Source organism: Clostridium sp. DJ247 (genome assembly GCF_014231265.1).
Genome location: NZ_JABAIW010000038.1, coordinates 24010 through 49592, shown reverse-complemented (window position 1 = coordinate 49592; position 25583 = coordinate 24010). Strand labels below are relative to the sequence as shown.

The 25583-nt window shown below is 30.6% G+C and carries 19 protein-coding genes; 1 reads left to right on the top strand and 18 read right to left on the bottom strand.

Annotated features, from left to right (window positions below):
- Positions 1-170: 170 nt before the first annotated feature.
- From HGI79_RS15120 to HGI79_RS15050, 15 genes are all read right to left on the bottom strand, one after another.
- The gene (locus HGI79_RS15120; protein WP_185651534.1) at positions 171-530 is read right to left on the bottom strand and encodes a response regulator; all 360 of its coding nucleotides are present in this window, start codon (positions 528-530) and stop codon (positions 171-173) included.
- Between the two features lie 38 nt (positions 531-568).
- Positions 569-1165 carry a chemotaxis protein CheC gene (locus HGI79_RS15115; RefSeq protein ID WP_185651533.1) on the bottom strand — a complete coding sequence of 199 codons (597 nt, stop codon included), beginning with the start codon at positions 1163-1165 and terminating at the stop codon, positions 569-571.
- Between the two features lie 17 nt (positions 1166-1182).
- Positions 1183-3231: a chemotaxis protein CheA gene (locus HGI79_RS15110; protein WP_185651532.1), complete on the bottom strand. Its 2049-nt coding sequence runs from the start codon at positions 3229-3231 to the stop codon at positions 1183-1185.
- Positions 3232-3246: 15 nt separating this feature from the next.
- The gene (locus HGI79_RS15105; protein ID WP_185651531.1) at positions 3247-4014 is read right to left on the bottom strand and encodes a protein-glutamate O-methyltransferase CheR; all 768 of its coding nucleotides are present in this window, start codon (positions 4012-4014) and stop codon (positions 3247-3249) included.
- Between the two features lie 5 nt (positions 4015-4019).
- The gene (locus HGI79_RS15100) at positions 4020-5039 is read right to left on the bottom strand and encodes a chemotaxis response regulator protein-glutamate methylesterase (RefSeq protein ID WP_395939551.1); all 1020 of its coding nucleotides are present in this window, start codon (positions 5037-5039) and stop codon (positions 4020-4022) included.
- A gap of 69 nt (positions 5040-5108) precedes the next feature.
- Positions 5109-5597, bottom strand: coding sequence for a chemotaxis protein CheD (locus HGI79_RS15095; RefSeq protein WP_185651529.1), 489 nt, complete (start codon positions 5595-5597; stop codon positions 5109-5111).
- Between the two features lie 22 nt (positions 5598-5619).
- On the bottom strand, positions 5620-6066 hold the full coding sequence (locus tag HGI79_RS15090; RefSeq protein ID WP_185651528.1) for a chemotaxis protein CheW: 447 nt from the start codon (positions 6064-6066) through the stop codon (positions 5620-5622).
- 60 nt (positions 6067-6126) lie between these two features.
- Positions 6127-8076 (bottom strand): DUF342 domain-containing protein, encoded by a 1950-nt coding sequence (locus tag HGI79_RS15085; RefSeq protein ID WP_185651527.1) that lies wholly within the window; start codon positions 8074-8076, stop codon positions 6127-6129.
- 659 nt (positions 8077-8735) lie between these two features.
- Positions 8736-10721 (bottom strand): glucose PTS transporter subunit IIA, encoded by a 1986-nt coding sequence (locus HGI79_RS15080; RefSeq protein WP_185651526.1) that lies wholly within the window; start codon positions 10719-10721, stop codon positions 8736-8738.
- A gap of 25 nt (positions 10722-10746) precedes the next feature.
- Positions 10747-11571: a PRD domain-containing protein gene (locus tag HGI79_RS15075; protein WP_185651525.1), complete on the bottom strand. Its 825-nt coding sequence runs from the start codon at positions 11569-11571 to the stop codon at positions 10747-10749.
- Positions 11572-11681: 110 nt separating this feature from the next.
- Complete coding sequence (locus HGI79_RS15070) at positions 11682-12494, bottom strand: aminotransferase class IV (protein ID WP_185651524.1); 813 nt, start codon at positions 12492-12494, stop codon at positions 11682-11684.
- A gap of 148 nt (positions 12495-12642) precedes the next feature.
- Positions 12643-13284 (bottom strand): HAD-IB family hydrolase, encoded by a 642-nt coding sequence (locus HGI79_RS15065; RefSeq protein ID WP_185651523.1) that lies wholly within the window; start codon positions 13282-13284, stop codon positions 12643-12645.
- An 80-nt stretch (positions 13285-13364) separates the two neighbouring features.
- The gene (locus HGI79_RS15060) at positions 13365-13724 is read right to left on the bottom strand and encodes a DUF1292 domain-containing protein (RefSeq protein ID WP_185651522.1); all 360 of its coding nucleotides are present in this window, start codon (positions 13722-13724) and stop codon (positions 13365-13367) included.
- 509 nt (positions 13725-14233) lie between these two features.
- A complete protein-coding gene (gene nifJ / locus HGI79_RS15055; protein ID WP_185651521.1) occupies positions 14234-17746 on the bottom strand; it encodes a pyruvate:ferredoxin (flavodoxin) oxidoreductase in 3513 nt (1170 codons plus the stop codon).
- 509 nt (positions 17747-18255) lie between these two features.
- Positions 18256-19329, bottom strand: a complete 1074-nt coding sequence (locus HGI79_RS15050) for an undecaprenyldiphospho-muramoylpentapeptide beta-N-acetylglucosaminyltransferase (RefSeq protein ID WP_278046719.1) — start codon at positions 19327-19329, stop codon at positions 18256-18258.
- 414 nt (positions 19330-19743) lie between these two features.
- Here HGI79_RS15050 and HGI79_RS15045 point away from each other — a divergent pair, with 414 nt between their 5' ends.
- On the top strand, positions 19744-19929 hold the full coding sequence (locus HGI79_RS15045) for a hypothetical protein (RefSeq protein ID WP_185651520.1): 186 nt from the start codon (positions 19744-19746) through the stop codon (positions 19927-19929).
- Between the two features lie 308 nt (positions 19930-20237).
- Here HGI79_RS15045 and HGI79_RS15040 read toward each other — a convergent pair whose 3' ends face one another.
- The 3 genes from HGI79_RS15040 to HGI79_RS15030 all read right to left on the bottom strand — a co-directional run bounded on the left by HGI79_RS15040 (position 20238) and on the right by HGI79_RS15030 (position 25446).
- Complete coding sequence (locus HGI79_RS15040) at positions 20238-22316, bottom strand: ATP-binding protein (RefSeq protein ID WP_185651519.1); 2079 nt, start codon at positions 22314-22316, stop codon at positions 20238-20240.
- 99 nt (positions 22317-22415) lie between these two features.
- Positions 22416-24191 (bottom strand): single-stranded-DNA-specific exonuclease RecJ, encoded by a 1776-nt coding sequence (gene recJ / locus HGI79_RS15035; RefSeq protein ID WP_185651518.1) that lies wholly within the window; start codon positions 24189-24191, stop codon positions 22416-22418.
- A 31-nt stretch (positions 24192-24222) separates the two neighbouring features.
- Positions 24223-25446 (bottom strand): pitrilysin family protein, encoded by a 1224-nt coding sequence (locus HGI79_RS15030; protein WP_185651517.1) that lies wholly within the window; start codon positions 25444-25446, stop codon positions 24223-24225.
- Between the last annotated feature and the right edge of the window lie 137 nt (positions 25447-25583).

The following is a 25583-nucleotide window of genomic DNA, read 5'->3' as shown; positions in this document are numbered from 1 at the left end:
TGTTTGAGCGTAGCGAGTTTATATAAGGTTCTTAGATTTTCTTAAACACGAACTTTAGACTGATTAAAAGTTTTTAAAGTGCTGAAGTTCGTCAACATATTCCGGAGTATAAGTTAAGCTTCAAGTCTGCCCCCTATGTATTCCACCTGAATTTACTTAAAATTTAATCTTTATCCTATAACTTTTTTAATTGCTTCTAAAACTCTATCAGGTTGGAATGGTTTTACAATAAAGTCCCTTGCTCCAGCTTTTATTGCATCCATAACCATAGTCTGCTGACCCATTGCTGAACACATAATTATTTTTGCAGTTGGATCAAATGATTTAATAGCCTTAACAGCTTCTATTCCATCCATATCTGGCATAGTTATGTCCATAGTAACTACATCTGGTTTTTCTTTTTTATAAAGCTCTACCGCTTTCAACCCATTATTTGCTTCTCCAATTACTTCAAATCCATTTTTCTCTAATATGTCCTTTATCATCATTCTCATAAAAGCAGCGTCATCAACGATTAATATTTTTGCCATTTTATTCCCTCCAAATTTATTTACTACTTTGTGTTTTACTAAACTCCTAGTGTACTTAAAATCTTTTCAAGCGAGCCAGGCATTGGTACATAATAAAAGTGCCCACTTATTTTTGAATTATTTTGTAAAAATACTGTCTCTATGTCAAGTACATAATCATCAAATTGTCCTGACTCTATAAAGGTTGTAGAAAGAATAGCTCCTAACATATCATAAGTTACTGCTGGAACTGAGGGCATTATAGATAACCCTGTAAACTTTGCTATAGCATTCATATATGAACTGGAAATAATATTTCCGATTTCACATACTACAGAATTACCCATTTCGCTTAGATACTCTTCTTTTTGTCCAGTTAATGTTTCTACTAATTGCAGAGCAGTATCTTTTTCAAATACAAATAATATGTTTCCTGGGGTATCCCCAAGAACTCTTACTATGACTCCAACAACAATTTCTTCTCCACCTATAGTAGAAAATATATCATCAAAAGGTACTATATTTATTGCTGGAACTGTCATATCTACTTTTTTATTTATAAGCTGAGATAGGGCAGTAGCTGCATTTCCAGTACCTATATTTCCTACCTCTCTTAATGCATCAAGTTGTATAGGAGTAAGGTCTTGATAACTCATATACTTTTTTACCCCCCCTATATTAAGGCTGCAACATCTAGTATTAATGTTACAAGTCCATCTCCAAGTATTGTTGCTCCTATATATTCTTTTAACCCTTGAAGTGTTTTTCCAAGAGGCTTTATAACAATTTCCTTTTGTCCAAATAGTCCATCTACCATAAGCCCTACAGTCTTTTCTCCTACTTTAACTATTACTATGTAATTTTTTACATTATCAGGCTTTTGGAGTCCTAATCTTTTATTCAATCTTATAAGAGGAATTACATTTCCATTGTAAATAATTACCTCTCTATTATTAGTCACTTTTACTAAATCATCACTATAATCTATTACTCTATCAATATAACCTAAAGATATAGCCATAGTTTCTTGACCTACTTTTATCAATAATGCTTGTATTATTTGTAATGTTAAAGGTAATCTTATTATAAATGAAGAACCTTTACCCATTTCACTAATAACATCTACAGTTCCTCCAAGAGCTGAAATCTTTGTTTTAACAACATCCATCCCAACGCCTCTTCCAGAAATATCTGTAACCTGCTCATTTGTACTAAAGCCCTGCATAAATATTAAGTTTCTAATGTCATTATCAGACATTCCTTCAGTTATTATACCAAGTTTTTCTGCTTTTGCCTTTACTTTTTCAACAGCTATACCTGCTCCATCATCTTCAACCTTTATTATAGCTTTAGTTCCCTCTTGGTAAGCTACTAACCTTATTCTACCCACTGCATCTTTACCACTGTTCATTCTTTGTTCCTTAGATTCTATACCGTGGTCTGCTGCATTTCTTATTAAGTGAATAAGAGGCTCTCCTATTTCATCTATTACAGTCCTATCTAATTCTGTATCTGCTCCTTGAATAATAAGTTCCATTTCTTTACCAAGCTCTACAGATAAATCTCTTATCATTCTTGGGAATCTGTTAAATACACTATCTAAAGGAAGCATTCTAATCTTCATAACTAAATCTTGAAGATCTGAAGTAGTTCTAGCTACTTGTTCTAAGGTTTCATTTAAATCATTTAATCTATGACAGCTGCTTATCTGCTCTAATCTAGTTCTATGAATAACAAGCTCTGATACCATATTCATAAACTTGTCAAGTCTATCTAAATCAACTCTTACAGATTGATGAGCTTTTTTATGAGCTTCCTTTTGAGTTGTCTTAGAATTACCAGCTTTATTAACAGCATTAGTAATAGCAGGCTTCTCATCAACTACAGCTTTTGCTTTTTTTTCAACCTTAGCTTTTATTTCTTCCACTTTAATCTGCTCTTCTATTATTTTTTTAACCTTTTCAGCTTTTACATCTACCTTATTGATTAAAACTTTATCTACTTCAGATATATTTATTAAAGTATCGTAAACTTCATTTTTTTCTTTTGTAGATAAATATATTAAATCAATTTCAAAATCAAAATTTTCATTTTCTATATCTTCTGAATTAGGTATAGATTTTATTATTTCTCCAGACTCTTCTAGATTTTTAAATATTAAGAAAGCCCTAGCAGACTTTAATAATGTATTCTCACTTAACTGTAACTTTATTTCATAAGAATGATATCCTCTTTCTTCTGCTTGTTTGACTATATTAATATCATACTCATTAAGTTCTATTCCTTGATTTTCTTCCTCTTCTTTAGTGATACTACTCTCTTCTAATACAATGACCTCTTCTTTACTTTCCGTAATAGATTCCAATTCTCTAATTATTTCTCCAATAGAAGTCTCTTCTTCCACTCCATCGGATATATTATTCACCATTTGTTCAAGAGTATCTAGACATTTAAACAAAACTGTAACAACCTTTTGTGTAACTTTAAGTTGTCCATCTCTAAACTCTGAAAGCACATCTTCCATTTTGTGAGTTAGTTCAGCCATTGTATTAAATCCCATAGTAGCTGCCATACCTTTAATAGTATGAGCTACTCTAAAAATTTCGTTTAATTTATCTATATCATTGGGTTCTTGTTCCAACTGAAGCAAAGAGTCGTTTAGCGTTTGCAGGTTATCCATTGATTCTTCTAAAAACATGGACATATACTGTGATGTATCCATAATAATACTACCTCCTTATAGCTTCCTATATATAAATGTGGAAGCCTTCTCAAAACCATAATCTTTATAATTATAAATACTTTCGGTAGCCCCTACAAATAGTAGTCCACCCTTTTTTAATGATTGACTAAATTTTTTATATATTTGATCCTTAATATCTTGATTAAAGTATATTACTACATTTCTGCATACAATTAGATCAAAATCTCTATCATAACTTTCAAGTATTAGATCATGTTTTTTAAAAGTAACCATGTTTTTAATCTTAGTATTAATAATATACTTATCGTCTTTTTCCGTAAAGTATTTACTTATATATTCTTTCTTAACATTTTTAATTTCAGAAGCATTGTATTCGCCATTTTTAGCTTTTTCCAAAATAGTGCTATCTATATCTGTGGCAATTATTTTATGTCTTCCTGAAGGTGAAAGTTCGTCTAAATACATAGCTAGAGAATACGGCTCAGCACCTATAGAACATGCAGCACTCCATATTTTAAGGGAAGTATTGTTTTTTAATAAGTCATTTTTTAATTTATCTTTAAGATCTTGAAAAATTTCAGGATTTCTAAAGAATTCAGAAACATTTATTGTTATAAAGTCTAAAAATTTCTGTCTTTGGACTGCATCTTTTTTTAGCAGAGAAATATACTCTTCTATGCTGTTGGCACCTACTCTTGACATTAAACTGTTTATTCTTCTGTGAAGCTGATTTGATTTATAAGCAGAAAGATTTATATTAAACTCCTTTAAAACCCATTGCTCAAAATAAGCCATATCCATTAAATTTACCCCCTATTACCAGACACAATCCTTATTATCTCGTTGGCTATATCATCAATTGGCATTACTATATCTACCATGCCTGTTTCATATGCTGCTTTTGGCATACCATATATGGTGCAAGTAGACTTGTGTTCTGATATGGTTGTCCCACCATTTTTCTTAATTTCTACTGTCCCCTGTGAACCATCTTTCCCCATACCTGTAAGCACTATACTTACTATTTTAGATTTATATACCTTTGAAGCTGATATAAATAATTTATCAACAGCTGGTCGCACTCCCCACATAGTGGGTTCCATATTTAAGTGTATTTTCATATCTGAGTGAACTTCCATATGAAATCCCCCTGGTGCTATATACACAGTATCTTTCTCCACAGCTATTCCATCAGCAGCTTCTACAACCTTAATTTTACTATTTGAATTAAGTCTTTCAGCGAAAGCCTTTGTGAAACCTACTGGCATATGTTGAACAATAAATACAGGAACTCCAAGTTTCTCTGGCAAAGCAGTTACCACAGTATACAAGGCTTTTGGTCCTCCAGTAGAAGCGCCAATAACTACAGCTTCAACTTTACCTGTGGTTATGCTGTTGCTTCTGTTTTTAAGTTTTTTATATTCGCTGCTTAAAGATTTTCCTTGTCTCTTAATGTGAGTGGGGTCCTTTTCATGGGCCATTCTTATTTTTTGGGTCAATTCCTTTTTTACTTTATTTATATCCAGAGATATAGCTCCAGATGGCTTTGGTAAAAAATCAAAAGCTCCAGCTGCAAGACATTCCATTGTGAGTTCTGGTCCTTTTTGTGAAAAACTACTTAAAACTATTACAGGAACATTAATATTTAACTTTTTCAACTCTCTCAATGCTGATATCCCATCCATTTTAGGCATTTCTACATCTAATGTTATAATATCTGGCAATGCTTTTGATAACTTAGCTATTAAATCTTCTCCATTTTTTGCCGTATTTATAACTTCCATATCTGATTCTTCATTTATCATATCTGAAATAATTTTTCTCATTAATGCAGAATCATCTACTACTAAAATCTTTATTATTTCCAATATAATATCACTCCATTAAATTTTAATTTATAACTCTTTGATTCCTATGCCCACAGTTTTAATTAGTACAATACCATCTGAGGTATCAAAAATCATTGTTCTACCATTATTTCCTCCAACATCCTCTGCAATAATAGGTATAGAATACTTCTTTAATTCATTTTTTACAGCTATACTATTCCTATTCCCTATATCCATCACCATACTTTTATCTGAAAAGTTAAACATAGATGCTCCACCAGCTATTTTAGCTTTCAAGGTTCTTCTATTACCACCTATTTTCTCAATTTTTTCAATAAGCAATGGAATTGCTAAGTCCGCAAATTTTAATGGATTATTCACATTGTTAAACTGAGTGCTATCTGGCAGCATTATATGAGCAAGTCCACCTAAAAATTTTGTTTTATCATATATAGCTATACCAATACATGAACCCAGTCCTACAGTTATAATTTTGTCAGGAGAAGAAGCGGTATTCATATCTGCAATTCCAACTTTTATTTCCTTTATCTCCATAAACATGCACCTTTCAATTATATTATATAAGCCTTTTTTCTTCCTCAGTAAGGATTGAACTAAGATTTAAAAATATTATTATTTTTCCATCTATTTTAATTAATCCTTTTATGTATCTCTTAGAAATACCAGAAACAATATCTGGTGCTTCTTCTATATTTTTAACACTTATATCTTTAACCTCTGAAACTACATCTACAATAATACCTATTTTATTTACATCTTGTTTAGCTACTATAATTTTAGCATCGTTTCTTTTTTCATTTCCAATTAAATTAAATCTTTTTGTTAAGGATATTACTGGAAGTATACTTCCTTCGTAATTAATAACCCCTTCTACAAAAGCTGGTGAATCCGGAAGCTTAGTTGATTCTTCATAGCCCAATATTCTTTCTACTTCCATAATATCTGTTGCATAATGTTCACCATTTATATTAAATATCAATACCTTAGCCTCATTGTTATCCATTATAATTCCTCCTTATTGTTTAATTTGAAAAACTTAGAATAGGTATTAAATCTAACTTCATTATATTGAAAATTTATCTATAACTATGTCATCTTCATCATTTATATAAGCATGTATATCTTTACTTGGAGATTCTAATATTACTTCCCTTGCACCAATTATGAATACAGTATTAGCATAAGCAGTATCAACCCATATATGCCCATGTTTTTCCACCTGAAGCTTTGTTGCTACTCCAGCAGTGCTTCCTACAACACTACACCTTATCTCATCTTTAGCTTTTAAGATTCCACCTCTTGCTACACTGTTTTTTTCCGTGAATTTTATACTTCCATTAGCAATAATTTTAGAAATATATTCACCTCTACCTTTAATTATTATATTCCCAGAACTTTGTATACTTGAATCCTGACAATATTCTAATTTTACATTTACAGGCAGCGAAAGAGTGGTTTCTAACACTGATATCTTTTCAGTTACAGCTTCTATTATTAAGTCTAACTCCGAATAATGCTTTATGCTTATAGGTGATATACCTAGAAGCTTTGACTTTATAAGTAATAACAAGTTCTCTTCACTAAAGTTATTATTTTGAATACTTAAATCATCAAGAATATTCAAACATAACTTTGGAAGCATCTTAAACTTATTCTCTATTAAAACTTTTATTATTTCCCCATCTTTTTTGTCTTGTCCAAGCAAATTGAACTTTTGTATTTCTGATACAGTTTCTTCTAGATTAATCAGCATTTGTTTTAAATCTTTTAGGTTATCAAGAAACTTTAGCTTTTCTACATCTTCACCACCGCCACATATACTAGCAGCAATAACATTACCTTTTACATTTATATCTCCTTTAGCCTTAATGTTGGCTCTTTCTACATCTTTTTCTACAGTAAGGAAGTTGCCGCATTCTATCTCCATGCCTTCTCTAATACTTCCATGCACTATTATATCTCCTATAAATTTTATATTACCAGTTTTTATGTCAACATCACTTCTTACTTCATGTATTTGATACACATAAAATGTATTACTTTTTACACAAGGTTTTCCATCTATTGAAGCTAAAATAATATTTTCGTTATGTATAGTACAGCCTTCTCCAATCTTTAACTTCAATCTCTTACCTAGTTTATGCTTTTTTGCCTTACCTGTAATATCGCACCCATCTTGTCCATCAGTTCCAATGTGCCTTATAGCAATTGTTTCTCCTTTGTGTATAGGTTCTATGGATCCTATACTTTTAAAATCTATGTTCCCCACGCTATCTTCAATTAATTTACTTAACTCATCATCGGTTTTAAACTTTATTTCTATAGTGTCATCTTCTCCATTTACTACAGGCTTCCCTTTGGCTATTAAAATTTTTTCACTACTATTTTCTACACATTTTTTGAAATTTTCTTCTATTATACCATAAACTATATTATTGTTGGTTAACTCTCGTTTAATTTCTTCAATATTATACTTAGGAGGTTCAATCTTAGATACTATTTCCGGTTCTAAAACTACACTGTTGCTTTCTTCTTTATCCTTTAATTTATAAATGCTTTTAGCTTTATATACTATTTCTACATAAGCTTCCATTTGATCTTTAGATATAGACAACTTCATTTCTCTTGATGGTGCCTCTTCATGGAAATATACTTCTATAATATTTTCTTCCAAAACTTGTTTTTTTCCTGTTACTTCTTTACCATCAATCATGACTTTTATGTTAGTTCCTACTACTATAGATGCAGGTTCATCACCTTTTTCGGGATTTTTTATGGATATCTTCCCATCTTCAACTTTAATAGTTCCTTGATTACTATTTGATATGTTATTTACTGTTTGTTTTGTAGTATCATCGTCAGTAATTTCTACTTCTATGGTTACCTTTTTTCTAAATAAGGACTTCTTTTCTTCTAATACCTTATACTCTAAGTCCTTAGGCAATATATTAAACTCTCCACTTGCCTTTTTCAAACATTTCTCTAATGAGGACTCACTATAAATTTTTTTCATTATAATCACCCCTAAATATAAAGTGAACCTAAATTCAAATAGATAAACACTGAATTCATATACCTATAAAATTTTAACACTTGTAACAGTTTACAAGTATTTTCTACATACTTTAATTAATTAAATCATATTCTTATATTATACCATCTATTTATCGTATAATTAAACACTTATTGAATAGTAATCATAATTATCACTTAAATTTTTATTTTAATTAAATTCTGTATTTTGTTTCATGATTATGGATTGGTTATCTTATATAAATAAGCATGCCCGAAATTTAACTTACACGACCGGATATATTACCATGTTTCGTCATGTTAAATATTTTTAATTAGTCTAAAGTTCAAATTTGAGAAAAATCTAAGAACTTTGATAAACTCGCCATGCTCAAACATATCTAAAGTTCTAAGATTTTTTATCAAATTTTCACTAAGACTAATAAAAAATATTTAAATGTGACTTCAACATTGGTAATATACCCCTACGTATAAGTTAAATTTAAGTTGTGGGTATCTATAAGTATACAAAAACTATATGCTTAGAAAAAAGCCTTTCATTTAATAATTGAAGGCTCATTTTCTAAGCATATGTAAGTTCAATTTCAATTTATACATTTAGTTTATAAGAATATATATTCATAAATTTTAGTACTTGTATCATTTTATGTTAATTATTGCAACAACATCCTTACAATCTTTTTTACCAAACTTAACAGCTATATCTGATACTAAATTCATATTAGTTACTACTATAGGTGAAATAATACTTTTAGCTTTCTTTCGCAATATCTCTTCATCAAAAGATATTAGTAAATCACCCTTATTCACCTTATGGCCCTGCTTTACATGTGCTGTGAATCCATCCCCATTTAATCTAACTGTTTCTATTCCCACATGAATAAGTATCTCTATTCCGTGGTCAGTTTTCAAAGCAATTGCATGTTTAGTTGGAAATAACAATTCTATTACTCCATCTACCGGTGCATAAACCTTATTATCTTGTGGGTTAACAGCAAACCCATCTCCTAGAATTTTTTCTGCAAACACCTGATCTGGTGTATCTTCCAACTTTATTATTTCTCCTTTTATTGGACTAGTCAATTCTACACTTACTTTTTTACTTGTTTTTAAATCTATTTTATCCTCTAAGTCATTGGAAATATATTTAGTATTCATAGCAGCTTTAACTTCATCCTTAATCTTCTCTGCCTCTGTTCCATATATTATTTGTACACTGTTTTCTATCTGTAATATACCTGCTGCACCTGTCTCCTTTAACATAGAAGTATCTACAGCTTTTAAATCTTTTAGCGTTATCCTAAGTCTTGTTATACATGCATCTAAATCTTCTACGTTATCCTTACCTCCAACAGCAGTTAAAATAGTCATTGCTCTTTTTAATCCTGATTCATTTGTTATTGAAACAAATGAATCAGCTTTCTCCTCTCTACCCGGTGTAGCAATATTTAAAGCTTTTATAAAACTGTAAAACACTACAAAATATAATAGAAAATATACTATTCCCACAGGCCAAATCAGCAATGGGTTTTCTGCAAATTTGTATCCAATAACATAGTCAACAAAAGATGCAGAGAAAGTATACCCTAATCTTATGTGCAACATAGATGTAATAATTCCAGCTGTAAAAGAAGCTAATAAATGAAAAATAAAAAGTATTGGTGCTACAAATATAAAAGAAAATTCTATGGGTTCCGTTATTCCCGTTAAAAATGATACAAAAGCTGCGGAAACCATTATACCTAAAACTTTTTTTCTATTCTCAGGCTTAGCTGCAGCAATTATAGCTAGAGCTGCTCCTGGAAGTCCAAACATTAATACCGGATATTCTGATGCCATGAAAATGCCTGCTTCAGGATCTCCATGAAAATATCTAGGAAAGTCTCCAAAGTAAGTTATACCGTCATAAGCAGTATAGGAGCCAATTTGATATAGGAATGCCGGATAGTACATGTGATGTAGTCCAAGTGGAATTAACAACCTTTTTCCAGCAGCATAAAAAGCCGGTCCAAAATTTGAAGTAGATACCCAGGCAGCAAATACGTTGATGTCATCTTGTACATTAATCCACACTGCAACTCCTATAACTGCAAATAACAGTGCTGCTAATGATGTTATTATAGGTATAAACCTCTTTCCTCCAAAAAAGCCTAAAACCTGTGGCAATTTTATATTATAGAATTTTTTATATAGTACCGCAGACATAATACCTATCACAATTCCACCAAATACACCCATATCAATAGTAGTATTTTTTACTATTTCCGTATAGGCTGATGTGTTCATAAATGCTTCTATTTTCATATTCTGTGCAGAAGCTAATTTTAGTGCTGTTTCACTAACAACGTTATCAGTAGCCAGCTTCATAATTCCTTCTAGAATAAGCTCCCCCATAACTGCGGCTAATGCCGCTACGGCTTCTCCATTTGAAAATCCTATTGCAACACCTACTGCAAAAATCATAGGAAGATTTCCAAATATAACATCTCCCGCTTTTGCTACGTAGGGCATGTTTAATAAATCTGGTTGTCCAAATCTATATAATAATCCTGCGGCTGGTAATGCTGATACAGGCAGCATTAATGCTCTACCTATTTTTTGCAATACCACAAAAATCTTTTTCATAATTACTAACTCCTAATTATTATAATTATTCCGATAACCTTTTTAAATGAAGGGCTATATACGCTATTTCATCTTCTGGCACCTTTAAGTCGAATAAATCCTCTATTTTCATAGCAACCTTAACTGCTAAGTTGTATTCATAATAAAATTCTTTTTTTATGGTATCAAGTAAATGATTTTTTATGGTTTTATCCTCTTCAATTCTCTCTATCATAAAATTTATGTGTGTTATTGTTCTTATATAAACTAATGAGTTCTTCTCTAGTTTTTTACCTAGTAACTTCTCAATTACATTAACTATCTGTCCTATTTTTTTAGTATAATCTAAAGATTGAGCTACGTCTTTTTGTGTAATTGCAGCTTTTATATGCAAGCATATAAAGCCAGCCTCATCTTCTGGAAGACTACTATGAAATCTAGAATTTATTATCTCTAAAGCATGTAATGCTAAATTATATTCTGTTGGATAAAGTATATTCAGTTCTCTTAGAAAAGGGTTTTTTATGGTTAATCCCTTTTCTAATCTCTTAAGCGCAAAACTTATATGATCTGGTAATGATACATGTATAGCTTTATTTAGCTTTAAATTAAGTTTTTTCTCTGCTAAGTGTATAATTTCTTCTGAAATTCCAATTATAGAACTATCTATTTTTTCTAATACTTTTTGATAATTTTCTCCTATAGCTGCAGTCTGTTTTACAAAAACATTTTCAACTCTTTCTTCTGGGATCTCTTTACTTTTACTAAAATCAAAGCCAATTCCCTTACCTATGAGTATTAGTTCTTCCTTTTCTTTTTCTGCTATAACTACGTTGTTATTAAGAACTTTTTTTATATTATAAACTTCCATCTACTTCAACTCCAAACGACTTTTAAATTGAAAATATCTAGCTGAAAGTTTTGGCATAAAACATCAACTTTCCTGCCTAATACTTAAAATTTATTTATTTAATGTAAGCTTTACTCTATGTTGTTTTTTACAGCTTCATTATATGCATTCATAATTTTAATTACAGTTTCATTCTTAGCAGAATTAAATTCTATATCATTAACACAACTTATAGGCAATACTTTAGGTGAAGTTCCAGAAATAAATAGAGCATCTAAATCTTTTAAATCGTTGTAGTGCACCTTCTCTTCCTGTACTTTTATGCCCATATTTTTGCAAACTTCAATTATAACCTCTCTTGTTACACCTGGAAGTACTCCCTCTATAGGTGCAGTAATAACCTTTTCATCTTTTATCATAAAAATATTAGATTTACTGCCTTCTGTAATATAACCGTTTCTATCAACTAATATAGCTTCAAAAGCTCCTTTATCTTTTATTTCTTTATCTACAGCAACTCTAAAATTACTATTTATAACTTTTGCATTAGGATTATTTCTTTCACCATGATAAAGTATTGTTGGCACACCTTTTTCATATTTTTCTTTCTCTGGATAGTGATGTTTAACAAAATAAGCTAAGAAAACATTGTCAGTATTAAAATTAAATATAAGCTTTATGTTTCCTTCAGTAAAATTATTTGCTTTAATTAAACTCCTTATTCTTTCTTTTAGTTCATTCTCTCCAAGCCATAACCTTAGGTTTGTAATTTTTTCCGAATTAGTTAACCTATTAAGATGCCTTTCCAAAAATAAAGGCTTACCATTAATTATTCTTATAACTTCATATAAAGATTTTCCCGTAACTAATAAGTTTTCATCAAACTTGTTACATTGTTCAATGTTATCATTATATAAAAAATATTTACTAAAGCATTCGCTCATACTTATAGCCTCTCTTTCGGTTACATATTAGTTACAACAAAGGTTATCTTTATTGCACAATTAAGCAAAGAAAGCTTTAAAATAATTATATCATAAAGCACTTCCAACTTTCGACTAGCAAATTAACTTCATTTATAGTGCTCATTAGTTATTTCCATTTTAAGATTTTTATTTTATCATGTGCTTTTTTATAATTAATTAAATATGGATTACCCACTAGATTAAACAAAGGCAAATCTGCTAAAGAATCAGAAAACATGTATGAATTTTCATAATCCACTTCAATTTTTTCTTCTTTTAATACTTCCATTAATCTTCTTACCTTTTCTTCACCCTTACAGTTTTCTCCAGATATTATTCTATTATATTTTCCATCTTTACAGGTAAACCTTGTACCTATTACTTTATCAACTTCTTTTATTTTATATAATTCATTTAAGTAAAATTCAGCAGATGCAGAAATAAGATATATTTTACATCCTTCAGCTTTAAGTTTTTTCATAGTATCTATAGCGTCATTATAGAGTATTTTACTTAGTCTTTGTTCATAGAATTCTTCCACTAATTGCTTCATGCTCTCTTCTTCTATTCCATCTATAAAAGCGATGAAATTTTCCTTAGCTTTCTTAGAGTCATATATTTTTAGAAGATATAGTATAGTTGATACTATCCCTCTAGGTGCATGAATTATAAGACTAGGATTTTTCTTCATCATAAACATATAAAATTCCATTAAGGTTTCCCTTTTAGTCAAGGTATAATCCACATCGAATATAGCTAATCTTTCCAAAATAAGTACCTCTCTTTAAAGTCATTTTATAAAGAAAGTCGCTGCTAATATTTAGCATCGACTTTTCTAATAATTTCATTTTATTTTTCTTCTGACATTAGTTGTTCATAGTAAGATGATACCTCTTCAAATTCTGCATCATCTGGAATTACAAGTTCTCCTTCTTCACCTTCTCCTACAACTTTGAATAGGAAAACTGATCCGTTATCTGGATGTTGTACTATAGCATATTCATTGTCTTTGTATTCAAATCCATCTATAACTTCACAAGGAACTATATTTCCATTTTCATCTTCTAAATCTACTATTAGATTTTCATGTTCTTCGCAGCCACATTCACATTCGTGATCATGACCATGCTCGTGTTCTCCACATCCGCAAGAGTTATTATTTCCTTCTCCGCAACCGCAGCCGCATTCATTTAAATTTTCTTTATCCATAACATATTCCTGAATTAACCTAGCATTTAGTATATAAGTAATTCATATACTCACTAAAATAGGATTGAGCTTTTCTCTCTCCCAGTTAAACTCAGGATTTTTCACCTCCTTTTAGTGTTATGTTCTAATTTTACCCTTAATCTTATAATATTAAAAGGGTTTTTTTTAATTTATATTTAAATTTTTGTTATTAATTAACTTATTGGGCCCACTTGTGAAAATTTAACTTATACTAGGGAATATAATAACAATTCTGAAGATCATTTAAATACTTTTCTTTATAGTCTTAGCGAAGTGTTTGAAAAGGAGTTTAGACCTTTAGATATGTTTGAGGGTCGCGAGTTTATCAAAGGTCTTAACTACTTTTTAAACACAAGCTTTAGACTATAAAAAAAGTATTTATGGTATCGAAGAATTGTTATTATATTCCCGGGTATGTGTCAAGTTCTGGGATTGGGCACCTACAATAAAAAAGATGAGGTGAAACACCTCATCTTTTTTATTATAAACTATTGATTAGCAGCAAGCTTCTTGTATCCTTCAAGTCTTTCCATAGCATCTCTTTGAGTCTTTTCGAATAATGCTTCTGCTGCTTCTGGGAATTGTTTAGCAAGTGAAGCGTATCTTACTTCGCCCATTAAGAATTCTCTGAAGTCTCCTGTTGGCTCTTTTGAATCTAATGTAAATGGATTCTTTCCTTGTTCTTTAAGTGCAGGATTGAATCTGTACATAGCCCAGTATCCGCATTCAACAGCTTTCTTACCTTCTAATTGGCTCTTACCCATACCAACTCTTAATCCGTGGTTGATACATGGAGAATAACCTATTATTAATGATGGTCCTGGATATGCTTCAGCTTCTTGGATAGCCTTTAATGTTTGGTTCTTATCAGCTCCCATAGAAATTTGTGCTACATAAACATAACCATAGCTCATAGCCATCATACCAAGATCTTTTTTCTTAGTATGTTTACCACTAGCTGCAAATTTAGCTATAGCAGCAGCTGGAGTTGCTTTTGAAGATTGTCCACCAGTATTTGAGTAAACTTCTGTATCAAATACAAATATATTTACGTCTTCTCCTGATGCAAGAACGTGGTCCACTCCACCGTATCCTATATCATATGACCAACCGTCTCCACCGAATATCCATTGTGATCTCTTAACTAAGAAATCTTTATCTTCATATATTTCATTTAGTAACGCATTGTTTCCTTTTTCAGCTTCAAGTAAAGCTATTACTTTATCAGCTCTTTCTCTTGAACCTTCTCCAACATTCATGTTAACTTTCCAGTCTTCAAGAGCTGCTTTTAATTCTGCACTTACGCCGCTGTTTATAGCTTCTTCTGCTTTAATAGCTAATCTGTCTCTTACTTGTTGAACTCCAAGGAACATTCCCATACCGAACTCAGCATTATCTTCAAATAATGAGTTAGCCCAAGCTGGTCCATGTCCTCTGTGGTTAACAGTGTATGGAGTTGCTGGTGCTGATGCTCCCCAAATTGATGAACATCCAGTAGCATTAGCTATCATCATTCTGTCACCAAATAATTGAGTAACAAGTTTAGCGTATGAAGTTTCCATACAACCAGCACATGCGCCTGAGAATTCAAGTAATGGTTGTTCAAATTGGCTTCCCTTTACAGAGAATTTATTCATTGGGTTTTCTTTATGTGATACTGTCATAGCATAATCCCATGCAGCAGTCTTTTCTAATTGTGTATCAAGAGGCTTCATAACAAGAGCCTTTTCTTTAGCTGGACATATGTCAGCACAGTTTCCACAACCTGAACAATCAAGTGGTGATATAGCCATATTGAACTTAAGTCCTTTAGCTCCTGTAGCATCTTTAGCTTCAAATGTAGCTGGTGCTTTAGCTAATTCTTCTTCATTTACAAGAATTGGTCTTATTGCAGCATGTGGACATACATATGAACATTGGTTACATTGTATACACTTATCCATTTGCCATTCTGGAACATTTATAGCTATTCCTCTCTTTTCATATGCAGCAGTTCCTTGAGGGAATGTACCATCTTCCATTCCTATGAATGCACTTACAGGAAGTTTGTCTCCATCTTGTCTGTTCATTGGATTTACTATATTCTTTATGAACTCTGGAACTTCAACTGTAGCAGCTGCTTCATCTTTATCTGCAGCGTCTTTCCATGATGCTGGAACATCTATCTTAACTATTGATTCAACACCTTTATCAATAGCAGCGTTGTTCATATCAACAACTTTTTGTCCCTTCTTACCATAAGAAGTTACAACTGCATCTTTTAGGTATTTTATAGCATCTTCAACTGGAATAACATTAGCAATCTTAAAGAATGCAGATTGCATTATCATGTTGATTCTTCCGCCAAGACCTATTTCTTGAGCTATCTTAACAGCATTTAATGTAAAGAATTCTATATCATTTTCAGCTATGAATTTCTTCATAGATGCTGGTAAGTGTGTTTCAACTTCTTCTGGAGTCCAGATAGAGTTAAGTAAGAATTTACCACCCTTCTTTAATCCTTCTAATACGTTATACTTATAAACGTAAGATTGGTTATGACAAGCTACGAAATCAGCTTTGTTTATTAAGTATGGTGACTTAATTGGAGTCTTACCAAATCTTAAGTGTGAAACTGTTATACCACCAGATTTCTTTGAGTCATATGCAAAGTAACCTTGTGCATACATGTCTGTTTTGTCTCCTATGATCTTTATAGCACTCTTGTTTGCTCCAACAGTACCATCTGATCCAAGACCCCAGAACTTACAAGCTGAAGTTCCAGCTGGTGTTGTATCTATATCTTCTCCTACTGGTAATGAAGTGTTAGTTACATCATCAACAATAGCAATTGTGAATCCATCTTTAGGCTTATCTGCTTTTAAGTTTTCAAACACTGGAAGGATATGAGCTGGAACAGTATCTTTTGATCCTAATCCGTATCTTCCTCCAACTATTACTGGTTGCCATTCTTTTCCGTAGAATGCATTCTTAACGTCTAAGTATAAAGGTTCTCCAGCTGATCCTGGTTCTTTAGTTCTATCAAGAACTGCAATTTTCTTAACTGTCTTTGGTATATATTTAAAGAAGTGTTCTAATGAGAATGGTCTATATAAATGAACATTTAATAAACCTACTTTTTCTCCTTTAGCTACTAAATAGTCTATTGTTTCTTCTATAGCATCACATATAGAACCCATAGCTATTATCATTGTTTCAGCATCTGGTGCTCCATAATAATTAAATAAGTGATACTCTCTTCCTGTTAACTTAGTGATTTCAGCCATGTAGCCTTCAACTATTTCTGGAAGTGCATCATAGTATTTGTTAACAACTTCTCTTTCTTGGAAGTATATATCTGGGTTTTGAGCTGTTCCTCTTGTTACTGGATGATCTGGATTTAAAGCTCTTCTTCTGAATGCCTTTACTTCATCCATATCAACTAATTTTGCTAATTCATCATATTCTAATAATTCTATTTTTTGAATTTCATGTGAAGTTCTGAATCCATCAAAGAAGTTTACAAATGGAACTCTTCCTTTTATTGCTGCTAAGTGAGCAACTGCTGAAAGATCCATAACTTGTTGAACTGAACTTTCTGCAAGCATTGCAAAACCAGTTTGTCTACAAGCCATAACGTCTTGGTGATCACCAAAGATGTTTAATGAGTTTGTAGCAAGAGCTCTTGCTGATACATGTAAAACACCTGGTAAAAGTTCACCAGAGATCTTGTACATATTAGGAATCATAAGTAAAAGACCTTGTGATGCAGTATATGTAGTAGTCAATGCACCAGCTTGTAATGAACCATGAACAGCACCAGCAGCACCGGCTTCTGATTGCATTTCCATTACTTTGACAGTTTGTCCAAAAATATTTTTTCTTCCTTGAGCAACCCATTCATCAACGTGCTCTGCCATTGGTGAAGATGGAGTTATAGGGTAGATAGCTGCTACATCAGTAAATGCATAAGATATATGAGCTGCAGCAGTGTTTCCATCCATAGTCTTCATTTTTCTCATAAAAAATTCCCTCTTTCTTTAATGTATTTTATATATTTGATGTATTTTATATAATTGAATTTATATATTATGAGATTATGCAGCTTTACATAAAACTACATATTTCATTAATAAACTTTGATAAAACAAAAACAATCAACTTCATAATTTATATATTAATTTTATGATACAGAACCTATATTAATTATAATACAGATATGTTTTTTTGGTCATACCACTGCATTAATAATACTTTAATTTTATAACCATATAATTGAAAATTTAATATAAATAACGCTTAAAACTACCATACTTCTAATATACAATAAAATTTACTATATGTAAAATTAATTTTTCATATTTTTTGCCCATAATTTAAAATGTGGCACAGTTTTTATCTGTAATACTTAATAATTTACTTCTGTTTTATACTTATAGTTGTTTAATCGTTATTAGTTATTTTTTCTGAATAAACTCCTATTTTTAGATTATAATAAATTTTCTTATATTTCAAGTTGTTTATTTTTGAATTATTTATTACATAAAGCATATTTCTGTATTAATTGAATTATTGCTTCTACTCCATTTTTTGTAGGACTAGAATTCATATTGTTTATATATTTGCTTCTATTTACATATAATTCGTCTAATTTATCAATTAGCTTATTCTCATCTAAACTATCCTCTTGAATTACTATGCTATAACCGCTTTTTTCAAAAGAAGCCGCATTTAAAATCTGGTCTCCTCTGCTAGATTTTTTTGAAAGAGGAATTAACAGATTAGGTTTCTTTAAGGCTAAAAGTTCAAAAATAACATTTGCGCCAGCTCTAGAAACAACTATATCAGCTGCATTCATTATGTGTGGCATTTCATCACTTATGTATTGAAACTGTCTGTAACCTTTTTTCCCTTCAAGCCTTTTATCAACGTTATCCTTACCACAAATGTGTATAATATTATATTTATAAAGTAGTTGATCTAATTTTTTTCTTATAATATCATTTATAAATTTAGATCCTAAGCTTCCACCAATTATGAGAAGTACTGGTTTGTTATCTTGAAAATTACACAATTTTCTCCCTAGGCTTTTACTTCCTTCTAATAACGCTTTTCTTATAGGTGTACCTGTGAGTACTGCTTTATTTTTACTTATATGATTGATAGATTCAGGAAATGTTACACAGACTTTTGTACAATATGGAATACATAACTTATTTGCAAGCCCTGGTGTTATATCAGATTCATGTGCTATAACGGGTATTCTACTTAAGTGAGCGGCTATAACTACTGGAACTGATACAAATCCACCTTTTGAAAAAACAATGTTAGGCTTTTCCTTCTTTATTATTATAATTGCCTGCAATATACCCTTTATAACATTAAAAGGGTCCGTGAAATTTTTTATATCAAAATACCTTCTTAATTTTCCACTTGATATACTATGATACTCTAAGTTTGCTTCTTCTATTATTTTTCTTTCTATACCATCTTTAGTACCTATATATTTTATCTCATATCCTAACTCTTTTAGTCTTGGTACAAGCGCAAGATTTGGCGTAACATGCCCTGCTGATCCTCCACCAGTCATAATTATTTTTTTCAAACTATATTTCCTCCCAACTTTAGAAACTGGTAAAATATATTCCCACTTATTAGTTTTCACTTTATCCGATGACTACCCGCTATAATACTCCCATCTTTATATAATACTATACTTTTTTACTACAAACAATTATGAAGGGACATAAGAGTGCATTTAATTTAAGTGAAGAAAAATATGGAAAGCTACATTGCGTGGAAGCCTTAGAAGCTCTTAACGCAGTGAAGATAGGGCAAATCATTGTTTGAGTGTAGCGAGTTTGATTTGACCCTGAGCAAGTTTTAGAGCTTCTTAGGCTTTGAAGCACGTAGCTGGAATATATTTCTTCACTTAAATTAAATACACCTGGCACATAATATATGTATATATATGCTAATGTCGTTAAGTATATTATATTTTTTTGAGGAGGTATTGATGATGTATAAAAACATCCTATTCTCAAAAGCTAAAGAAGGTTTAGATAAACTAAAAATTGAAATTACTATGGAAAACTTATCAAGAATAAATAATAAAAACAACTTTAATTCAGTTTGTAATTATAGTAGTATGACTATTATAGAAATGATAGAAGAGTATGAGAGAAACCTGATAGGAAAATGGTAGCTAGTAACTAGTTGCTAGTTGCTAGTTGCTAGTTGCTAGTTACTAGTTGCTAGTTGCTAGTTGCTAGTTACTAGTTACTTGTTACTAGTTGCTAGTTACTAGTTGCTAGTTGCTAGTTGCTAGTTACTAGTTGCTAGTTGCTAGTTGCTAGTTACTAGTTGCTAGTTGCTAGTTACTAGTTGCTAGTTGCTAGTTACTTGTTACTAGCTACTTGTTACTAGCTACTTGTTACTAGCTACTTGTTACTAGCTACTTGTTACTAGTTACTAGCTACTTGTTACTAGTTACTTGTTACTAGTTACTATTCTTTAGTTTATATCTGAAAACTCCGTATTTATTCTTTCATCAATATTTTCTGTTAATATAGCATAATTATTTATATGATTTACTTCAACATTTTCTTTTTTAAACTTTACAATAAATTCCGTTCCTTTACCATTTTCGCTTATTACCTTAATTTCTCCGTTCATCAGCTCTATGAATTTTTTAACAAGAGCTAATCCAATTCCAGTTCCTTCAGCTCTTCTAGATAAGGAGCTATTAATTTGTGCAAATCTATCAAATATAGAGTTTATTTTATCTTTTGGTATGCCTACTCCAAAATCTTTTACAGACAGATAAAAATAATCTTCCTCTATATTTAAACAAACTATGACCTTCTGTCCTTCCGGGGTAAATTTTACAGCATTTGATAACAGATTAAGTAGAATTTTTTCATATTTATCCTTATCTAATCTTACATTACACTCCTCTTCATTAGTATCAAATATTAATTCTATGCCCTTACTAGTTGCATAAGAGTTCGCTAAATTTACAATAGTTTCACTAACATATATAAGATCAAAATCTGAACTGTTTGTTGCAAGAAATCCAGCTTCTGCTTTTGATATATCTAGTACATTATTAATAAGCTTTAACAATCTGCTACAATTTTGACTTATTCTCGCCAGAGTCTTATCTATATTAGGCGTTATTTCCTTATTATACACATCGTAGGCAAGTTGAAGTGAAGAGTACATTATTGTTAAGGGCGTTCTTAATTCATGAGATATTATAGTAAAAAATTCATCTTTTAATTGAGTTATCTTTTCCAATTCAATATTATGATTTATTTCTTCTGTTACATCAGACCCATGAATATGAATTCTTGTACTGTTATCTTTATTTTTACAAGGAACAAACTTTATCTTATAAAATCTGTCATCTCCTTTATAGTCTTTTACCTTATAAGGACTTATAGTATACGGCTTATATTTTTCCCCAACATTAACTAATATTTTATGTAGATCATGGTTAATATATCTGACCTTCCTATAAGAATCATCAAGTGACCCTTCACTATTAATACTCTTGTAAATATTATAACCCATTATTTCTTCATATTTTGCGTTAACTAATCTGTACTTTATACTTGGATAATCAACTACAGCAATAGGCACATCTACCGTATTTACCACATCTCGCACAAAATCAGCTTGTTCTTCAGCATTAATCTGATGCAGCTTAGTTTCTGTTATATCTTTTATTGTAAGTATAGTATAAACTAGCTCATCATTCTTATTTATTATAGGAGCGCTATTTACCTCTATATACTTTATTTCCAAACTTTTCTTCTCTTTTAGTTTCACTACGGCATTATTGATAGGTTTTTTACCCTTTATGTACGAAACGTATATGTTTTTTAAATTCTGTTCTTCATGATCGATAATTGTAACTTCATACTTATCTATAAATTTTTTAGGATTTACAAGTTCTATAGCAGTTAAATCTAAAATATTAAAAACAGCCTTATTGCATAAACTTATTCTCTCATTGGTTTCTACCACCATTATACCCTCAGAAATATTGTTTATAACATCTTTTAAGTGCATAAGGTGTTCCTTTTCTCGGTTTCTTAATATCTCTATAATGTCACACTTGGTTTTTAATTCAGTGGAAAGTTCTAAAAACTTTTCTCTTTCATTTTTAATTTTTAATCTTTGTAAGTAATCATTAGTAATATCTCTCAAAGTTATTACTGCACCCACCGAGATGTTATCCTTAATTAACGGAAAACTAGATACTGAAAAATACAGTGTTTCATTATCAATGTGAAATTTTAAAACTAAGTTTGTAATTTCCTCTTTATCATTTAACGTTTTATCTAACGGATAATACTTAACGTTAGGTTGTTGACCATTTTCCGAACAAACCTCACGTTCATAAAAGAACTCATAGGCATTTTTTAAGCTTTCAAGTTTAAGTTTAGATAACTCCACTAATCCTGCTTTATTGATATAAACTACATCTCCATTTTTATCAGTTATATATATAAAATTAGGCAAAGCATCTAATATTGTCTCTGACAAATTATTTATTGCTAATATACTGTTTATAGAGTTTTCCATGAAATCTTCCCCCAAAAATAAAATACCATATTATTTATTCTATATATTCTATATATTCTAAAAAATTCCTTCTATATTTTATATTTCCATAATTATTTACTATGATAACCTAAAATCTTTAACAATTAATTGTATGCTAGTATTTCCATTATATTCATTAATAGATGGAGTAAATACTAAATCCATATTCATATTTGCGGTATTACTATTTAAAATTTCTTTAAGTTTTTCATCCCCATATGCCTGTGATACAATTTCTTTAAACTTTTCTCCCCCATCAAAACATATGGCATCTATTTTCCCTAGACTACCAACCGATCTACAGAAGAGTTTTAGTATATTTTTTTCTTTTCCAATAAAGTATACTTTAAATATATTAATATTTCTTTCTGCAAATATTGGTGATGAGTTTCCTTTACCAAAGGGCTCAAGTAGTTCTATATCCTGAATTAATTTGTAAGATAACCACTTTAATTCTAGCTGTTTATCTATTCTTATTTTAGGAACTAGGTCAAAGTCTTCCAAACTGCAATTATTATTTAACATTCTTCTAAGTTCATCTATATTTTTTTCCATAATTGATAACCCAGCAGCTAAAGGATGACCACCGAACTTTTCAATAAGTGATTTACATTTGACAAGTTCCTCAAACATGTTGTATTCTTCAATTGATCTTCCTGATCCCTTAGGCATCTTCTCGCCCTTGGTGAGTACTATACAAGGGAGATTATACCTTTCTTTCAATCTTCCTGCTACTATACCAGCTATACTTTCATGTACCTCTGGTCTATACACAACTAAAACCTTATCTTTTTTCAGATTTGAGGTTTCTACTGTTTCTATAATTTTGTTTACACTATCCATGGTCATATTTTGTCTTTCAATATTAAGGTTATGCAATTTTTTTCCAAGCGCTTCCCCTTCTTTTTCATCCTTGCATAACAGAAGTTTTAAGGCTAATACTGCACTTTCTAGTCGTCCTGTGGCGTTTATACAGGGACCAATTACAAAACCTATATGATAAGAACTAATTTTTTTTCCTTCTAATGAAGTCTGTTTAATTAAGGATTTTATACCAATATTCTCACTGGAATTCAATAACTTCAAACCATTCTTAGCAATAATCCTATTTTCATCTATTAAGTCCACCACATCACATATAGTACCTATAGCTGCAAATTCTAAAAACTTATAGGCCTCTTCTTTGCTTATACCAAGCTTTTCATATAATACTTGAGAAAATTTAAATGCCACACCTGCTCCACACAACAGCTTAAAAGGATACTGACAATCTTGCTGCTTAGGATTTATTACCGCATCTGCTTCTGGAACTATAAATGCTCTTGCCCCATCTTCCCTCTCAATAAAAGGTATATCATGGTGGTCTGTAACTATGACAGTCATATTAAGTTCTTTTGCTAACTTAATCTGTTCTATTGCTGATATACCGTTATCACAAGTAATTATAACCTCATAACCATCTTCCTTAAGTTCCTTTACACTATCACTATTAATACCATATCCTTCTGTAATCCTATCAGGTATATGATATTTTACTGCTGCACCACATCTCAATAACGCAGAATACAGAATATATGTACTTATTATTCCATCTGCATCATAATCCCCGTATACTACAATCTTTTTCCCTTGTTTTATTGAATCTATAATAATGTTAGTACCCATATCCATATCTTTCATCAAGAAAGGATTATACATATATTCAATGGAAGGATTCATAAATCTTCTTATTTTTTCCTCTGTATTAATTCCTCTATTAGCTAATATAGAAACTATAATTTCACTTACACCTGTACAACTTGAAAGTTTTTTTGTGTCAGTACTAGAACGTCTTAGCATCCATCTTTCTTTCAAAGTATCACCTCTTTCTTCTAAAAAATTATACCTAACTAGGAAGTATAACCTGCACAGTAGGTTTCTTTAATATTTTATTTAATACCTTCAGTATATCTTGTTCATTAATAAGTTCTAAATTACTAACTTCATTATACACTTTTTCAGCTGAACCATACATTAGTTCATAAGTTGTTAGCTCTTTACAAAGCTGAATAGATTTTTCAAGCTTAAGTTGTCTTTTTAGATTTGTTCTTTTACCTAATTGTCTTATGTTATCTTCATTAAAGTATGCTTTTTTATTTTTTATGTTTTCAATACTTTTATCTACAAGTTGTATAGCTTTTTCTACGTTGCAAGAAGAAGTTCCCATACTTATAGTAAAAAGTTTTATTCCTCTTTCATTTTTTATACTGCTCCTAACTTCATAAGCCATGCCATTGTTAGTTCTTATTTGTTCAAATAGTATACTGCTTGTTCCATCCCCAAAGGCCTCATTAAATAAAGTTAGAGCTTTTATTTCATTTTCATCTAAGGAATCTATTTTAAAGATATATTGTATTTTTGCACCAGTGATACCCGGTACTTTTTCCACAAATATACCTTCATTGTTGTCTTCATATTCTTCTTTTTTTATTGGATTAAACGCTGTTTCCCAACATTCAAAATAGTTGTTTATAGTTTCAAGAACCTCATTAAATTGTAGAGAAGAACATACACTAATTACACAGTTATTTGGAGTATAGTAAGTTTTATAAAATTCTTCTATATCTTTTATTTTAATATGTTCTATGCTTCGCTCATTTCCAATTATCAAATCCTTAATTCTTATTTTATTAAAGGCGTTATATAAAAGACTATCCTCACAATGCTGCTGAATATCATCCTTCCACTCTTTAAGTTCCTGTAGTATTATATTCATTTCTTCTTTAAATCCATTTTTAGGAAACCTGGGATTTAAGAGTATATCTGAAAAGAGTTCAATTCCTCTTTCAAAATCCTGTGAAAGACAAGTCCCATAGTAAACTACATAAGGAAAGTTTGTCATGGCATTTTGGAATCCAAAAATTTCGTCACATAATTTATTAATTTCCATTTCACTTCTATTAACTGTACCCTTATATATCATATGTTCTACAGCATGAGCAACCCCTAATTTAAAACCCCTTATCTCTTCCTGTGCTCCTGCATTAAATCCTATACAAAAGGACGTTATTTCCGTTTCTCTATGCTCATATATTAACTTAACGCCATTTCTCAAAACACATTTTTTCATGTTAGCCTCCAATTTTAATATATAACATATATAAAAATTTATCTCTAAATACTGAAATTAAACATAAATATATAATACCATAGTTGTTTATAAATTTAATATAAACTCTATCTAATTCTTACTTTATAATTGAAACT

Bases quoted from the DNA above. Each gene is read 5' to 3' on its own strand.
- HGI79_RS15105 (WP_185651531.1), bottom strand. From the start codon at position 4,014: ATGGATATGGCTTATTTTGAGCAATGGGTTTTAAAGGAGTTTAATATA.
- HGI79_RS15070 (WP_185651524.1), bottom strand. From the start codon at position 12,494: ATGAGCGAATGCTTTAGTAAATATTTTTTATATAATGATAACATTGAA.
- HGI79_RS15120 (WP_185651534.1), bottom strand. From the start codon at position 530: ATGGCAAAAATATTAATCGTTGATGACGCTGCTTTTATGAGAATGATG.
- HGI79_RS15075 (WP_185651525.1), bottom strand. From the start codon at position 11,571: ATGGAAGTTTATAATATAAAAAAAGTTCTTAATAACAACGTAGTTATA.
- HGI79_RS15115 (WP_185651533.1), bottom strand. From the start codon at position 1,165: ATGAGTTATCAAGACCTTACTCCTATACAACTTGATGCATTAAGAGAG.
- HGI79_RS15060 (WP_185651522.1), bottom strand. From the start codon at position 13,724: ATGGATAAAGAAAATTTAAATGAATGCGGCTGCGGTTGCGGAGAAGGA.
- HGI79_RS15090 (WP_185651528.1), bottom strand. From the start codon at position 6,066: ATGGATAACAATGAGGCTAAGGTATTGATATTTAATATAAATGGTGAA.
- HGI79_RS15030 (WP_185651517.1), bottom strand. From the start codon at position 25,446: ATGAAAAAATGTGTTTTGAGAAATGGCGTTAAGTTAATATATGAGCAT.
- nifJ (WP_185651521.1), bottom strand. From the start codon at position 17,746: ATGAGAAAAATGAAGACTATGGATGGAAACACTGCTGCAGCTCATATA.
- HGI79_RS15100 (WP_395939551.1), bottom strand. From the start codon at position 5,039: ATGAGAAAAATTATTTCAGATATGATAAATGAAGAATCAGATATGGAA.
- HGI79_RS15095 (WP_185651529.1), bottom strand. From the start codon at position 5,597: ATGGAGATAAAGGAAATAAAAGTTGGAATTGCAGATATGAATACCGCT.
- HGI79_RS15040 (WP_185651519.1), bottom strand. From the start codon at position 22,316: ATGGAAAACTCTATAAACAGTATATTAGCAATAAATAATTTGTCAGAG.
- HGI79_RS15080 (WP_185651526.1), bottom strand. From the start codon at position 10,721: ATGAAAAAGATTTTTGTGGTATTGCAAAAAATAGGTAGAGCATTAATG.
- HGI79_RS15045 (WP_185651520.1), top strand. From the start codon at position 19,744: ATGTATAAAAACATCCTATTCTCAAAAGCTAAAGAAGGTTTAGATAAA.
- HGI79_RS15085 (WP_185651527.1), bottom strand. From the start codon at position 8,076: ATGAAAAAAATTTATAGTGAGTCCTCATTAGAGAAATGTTTGAAAAAG.
- HGI79_RS15110 (WP_185651532.1), bottom strand. From the start codon at position 3,231: ATGGATACATCACAGTATATGTCCATGTTTTTAGAAGAATCAATGGAT.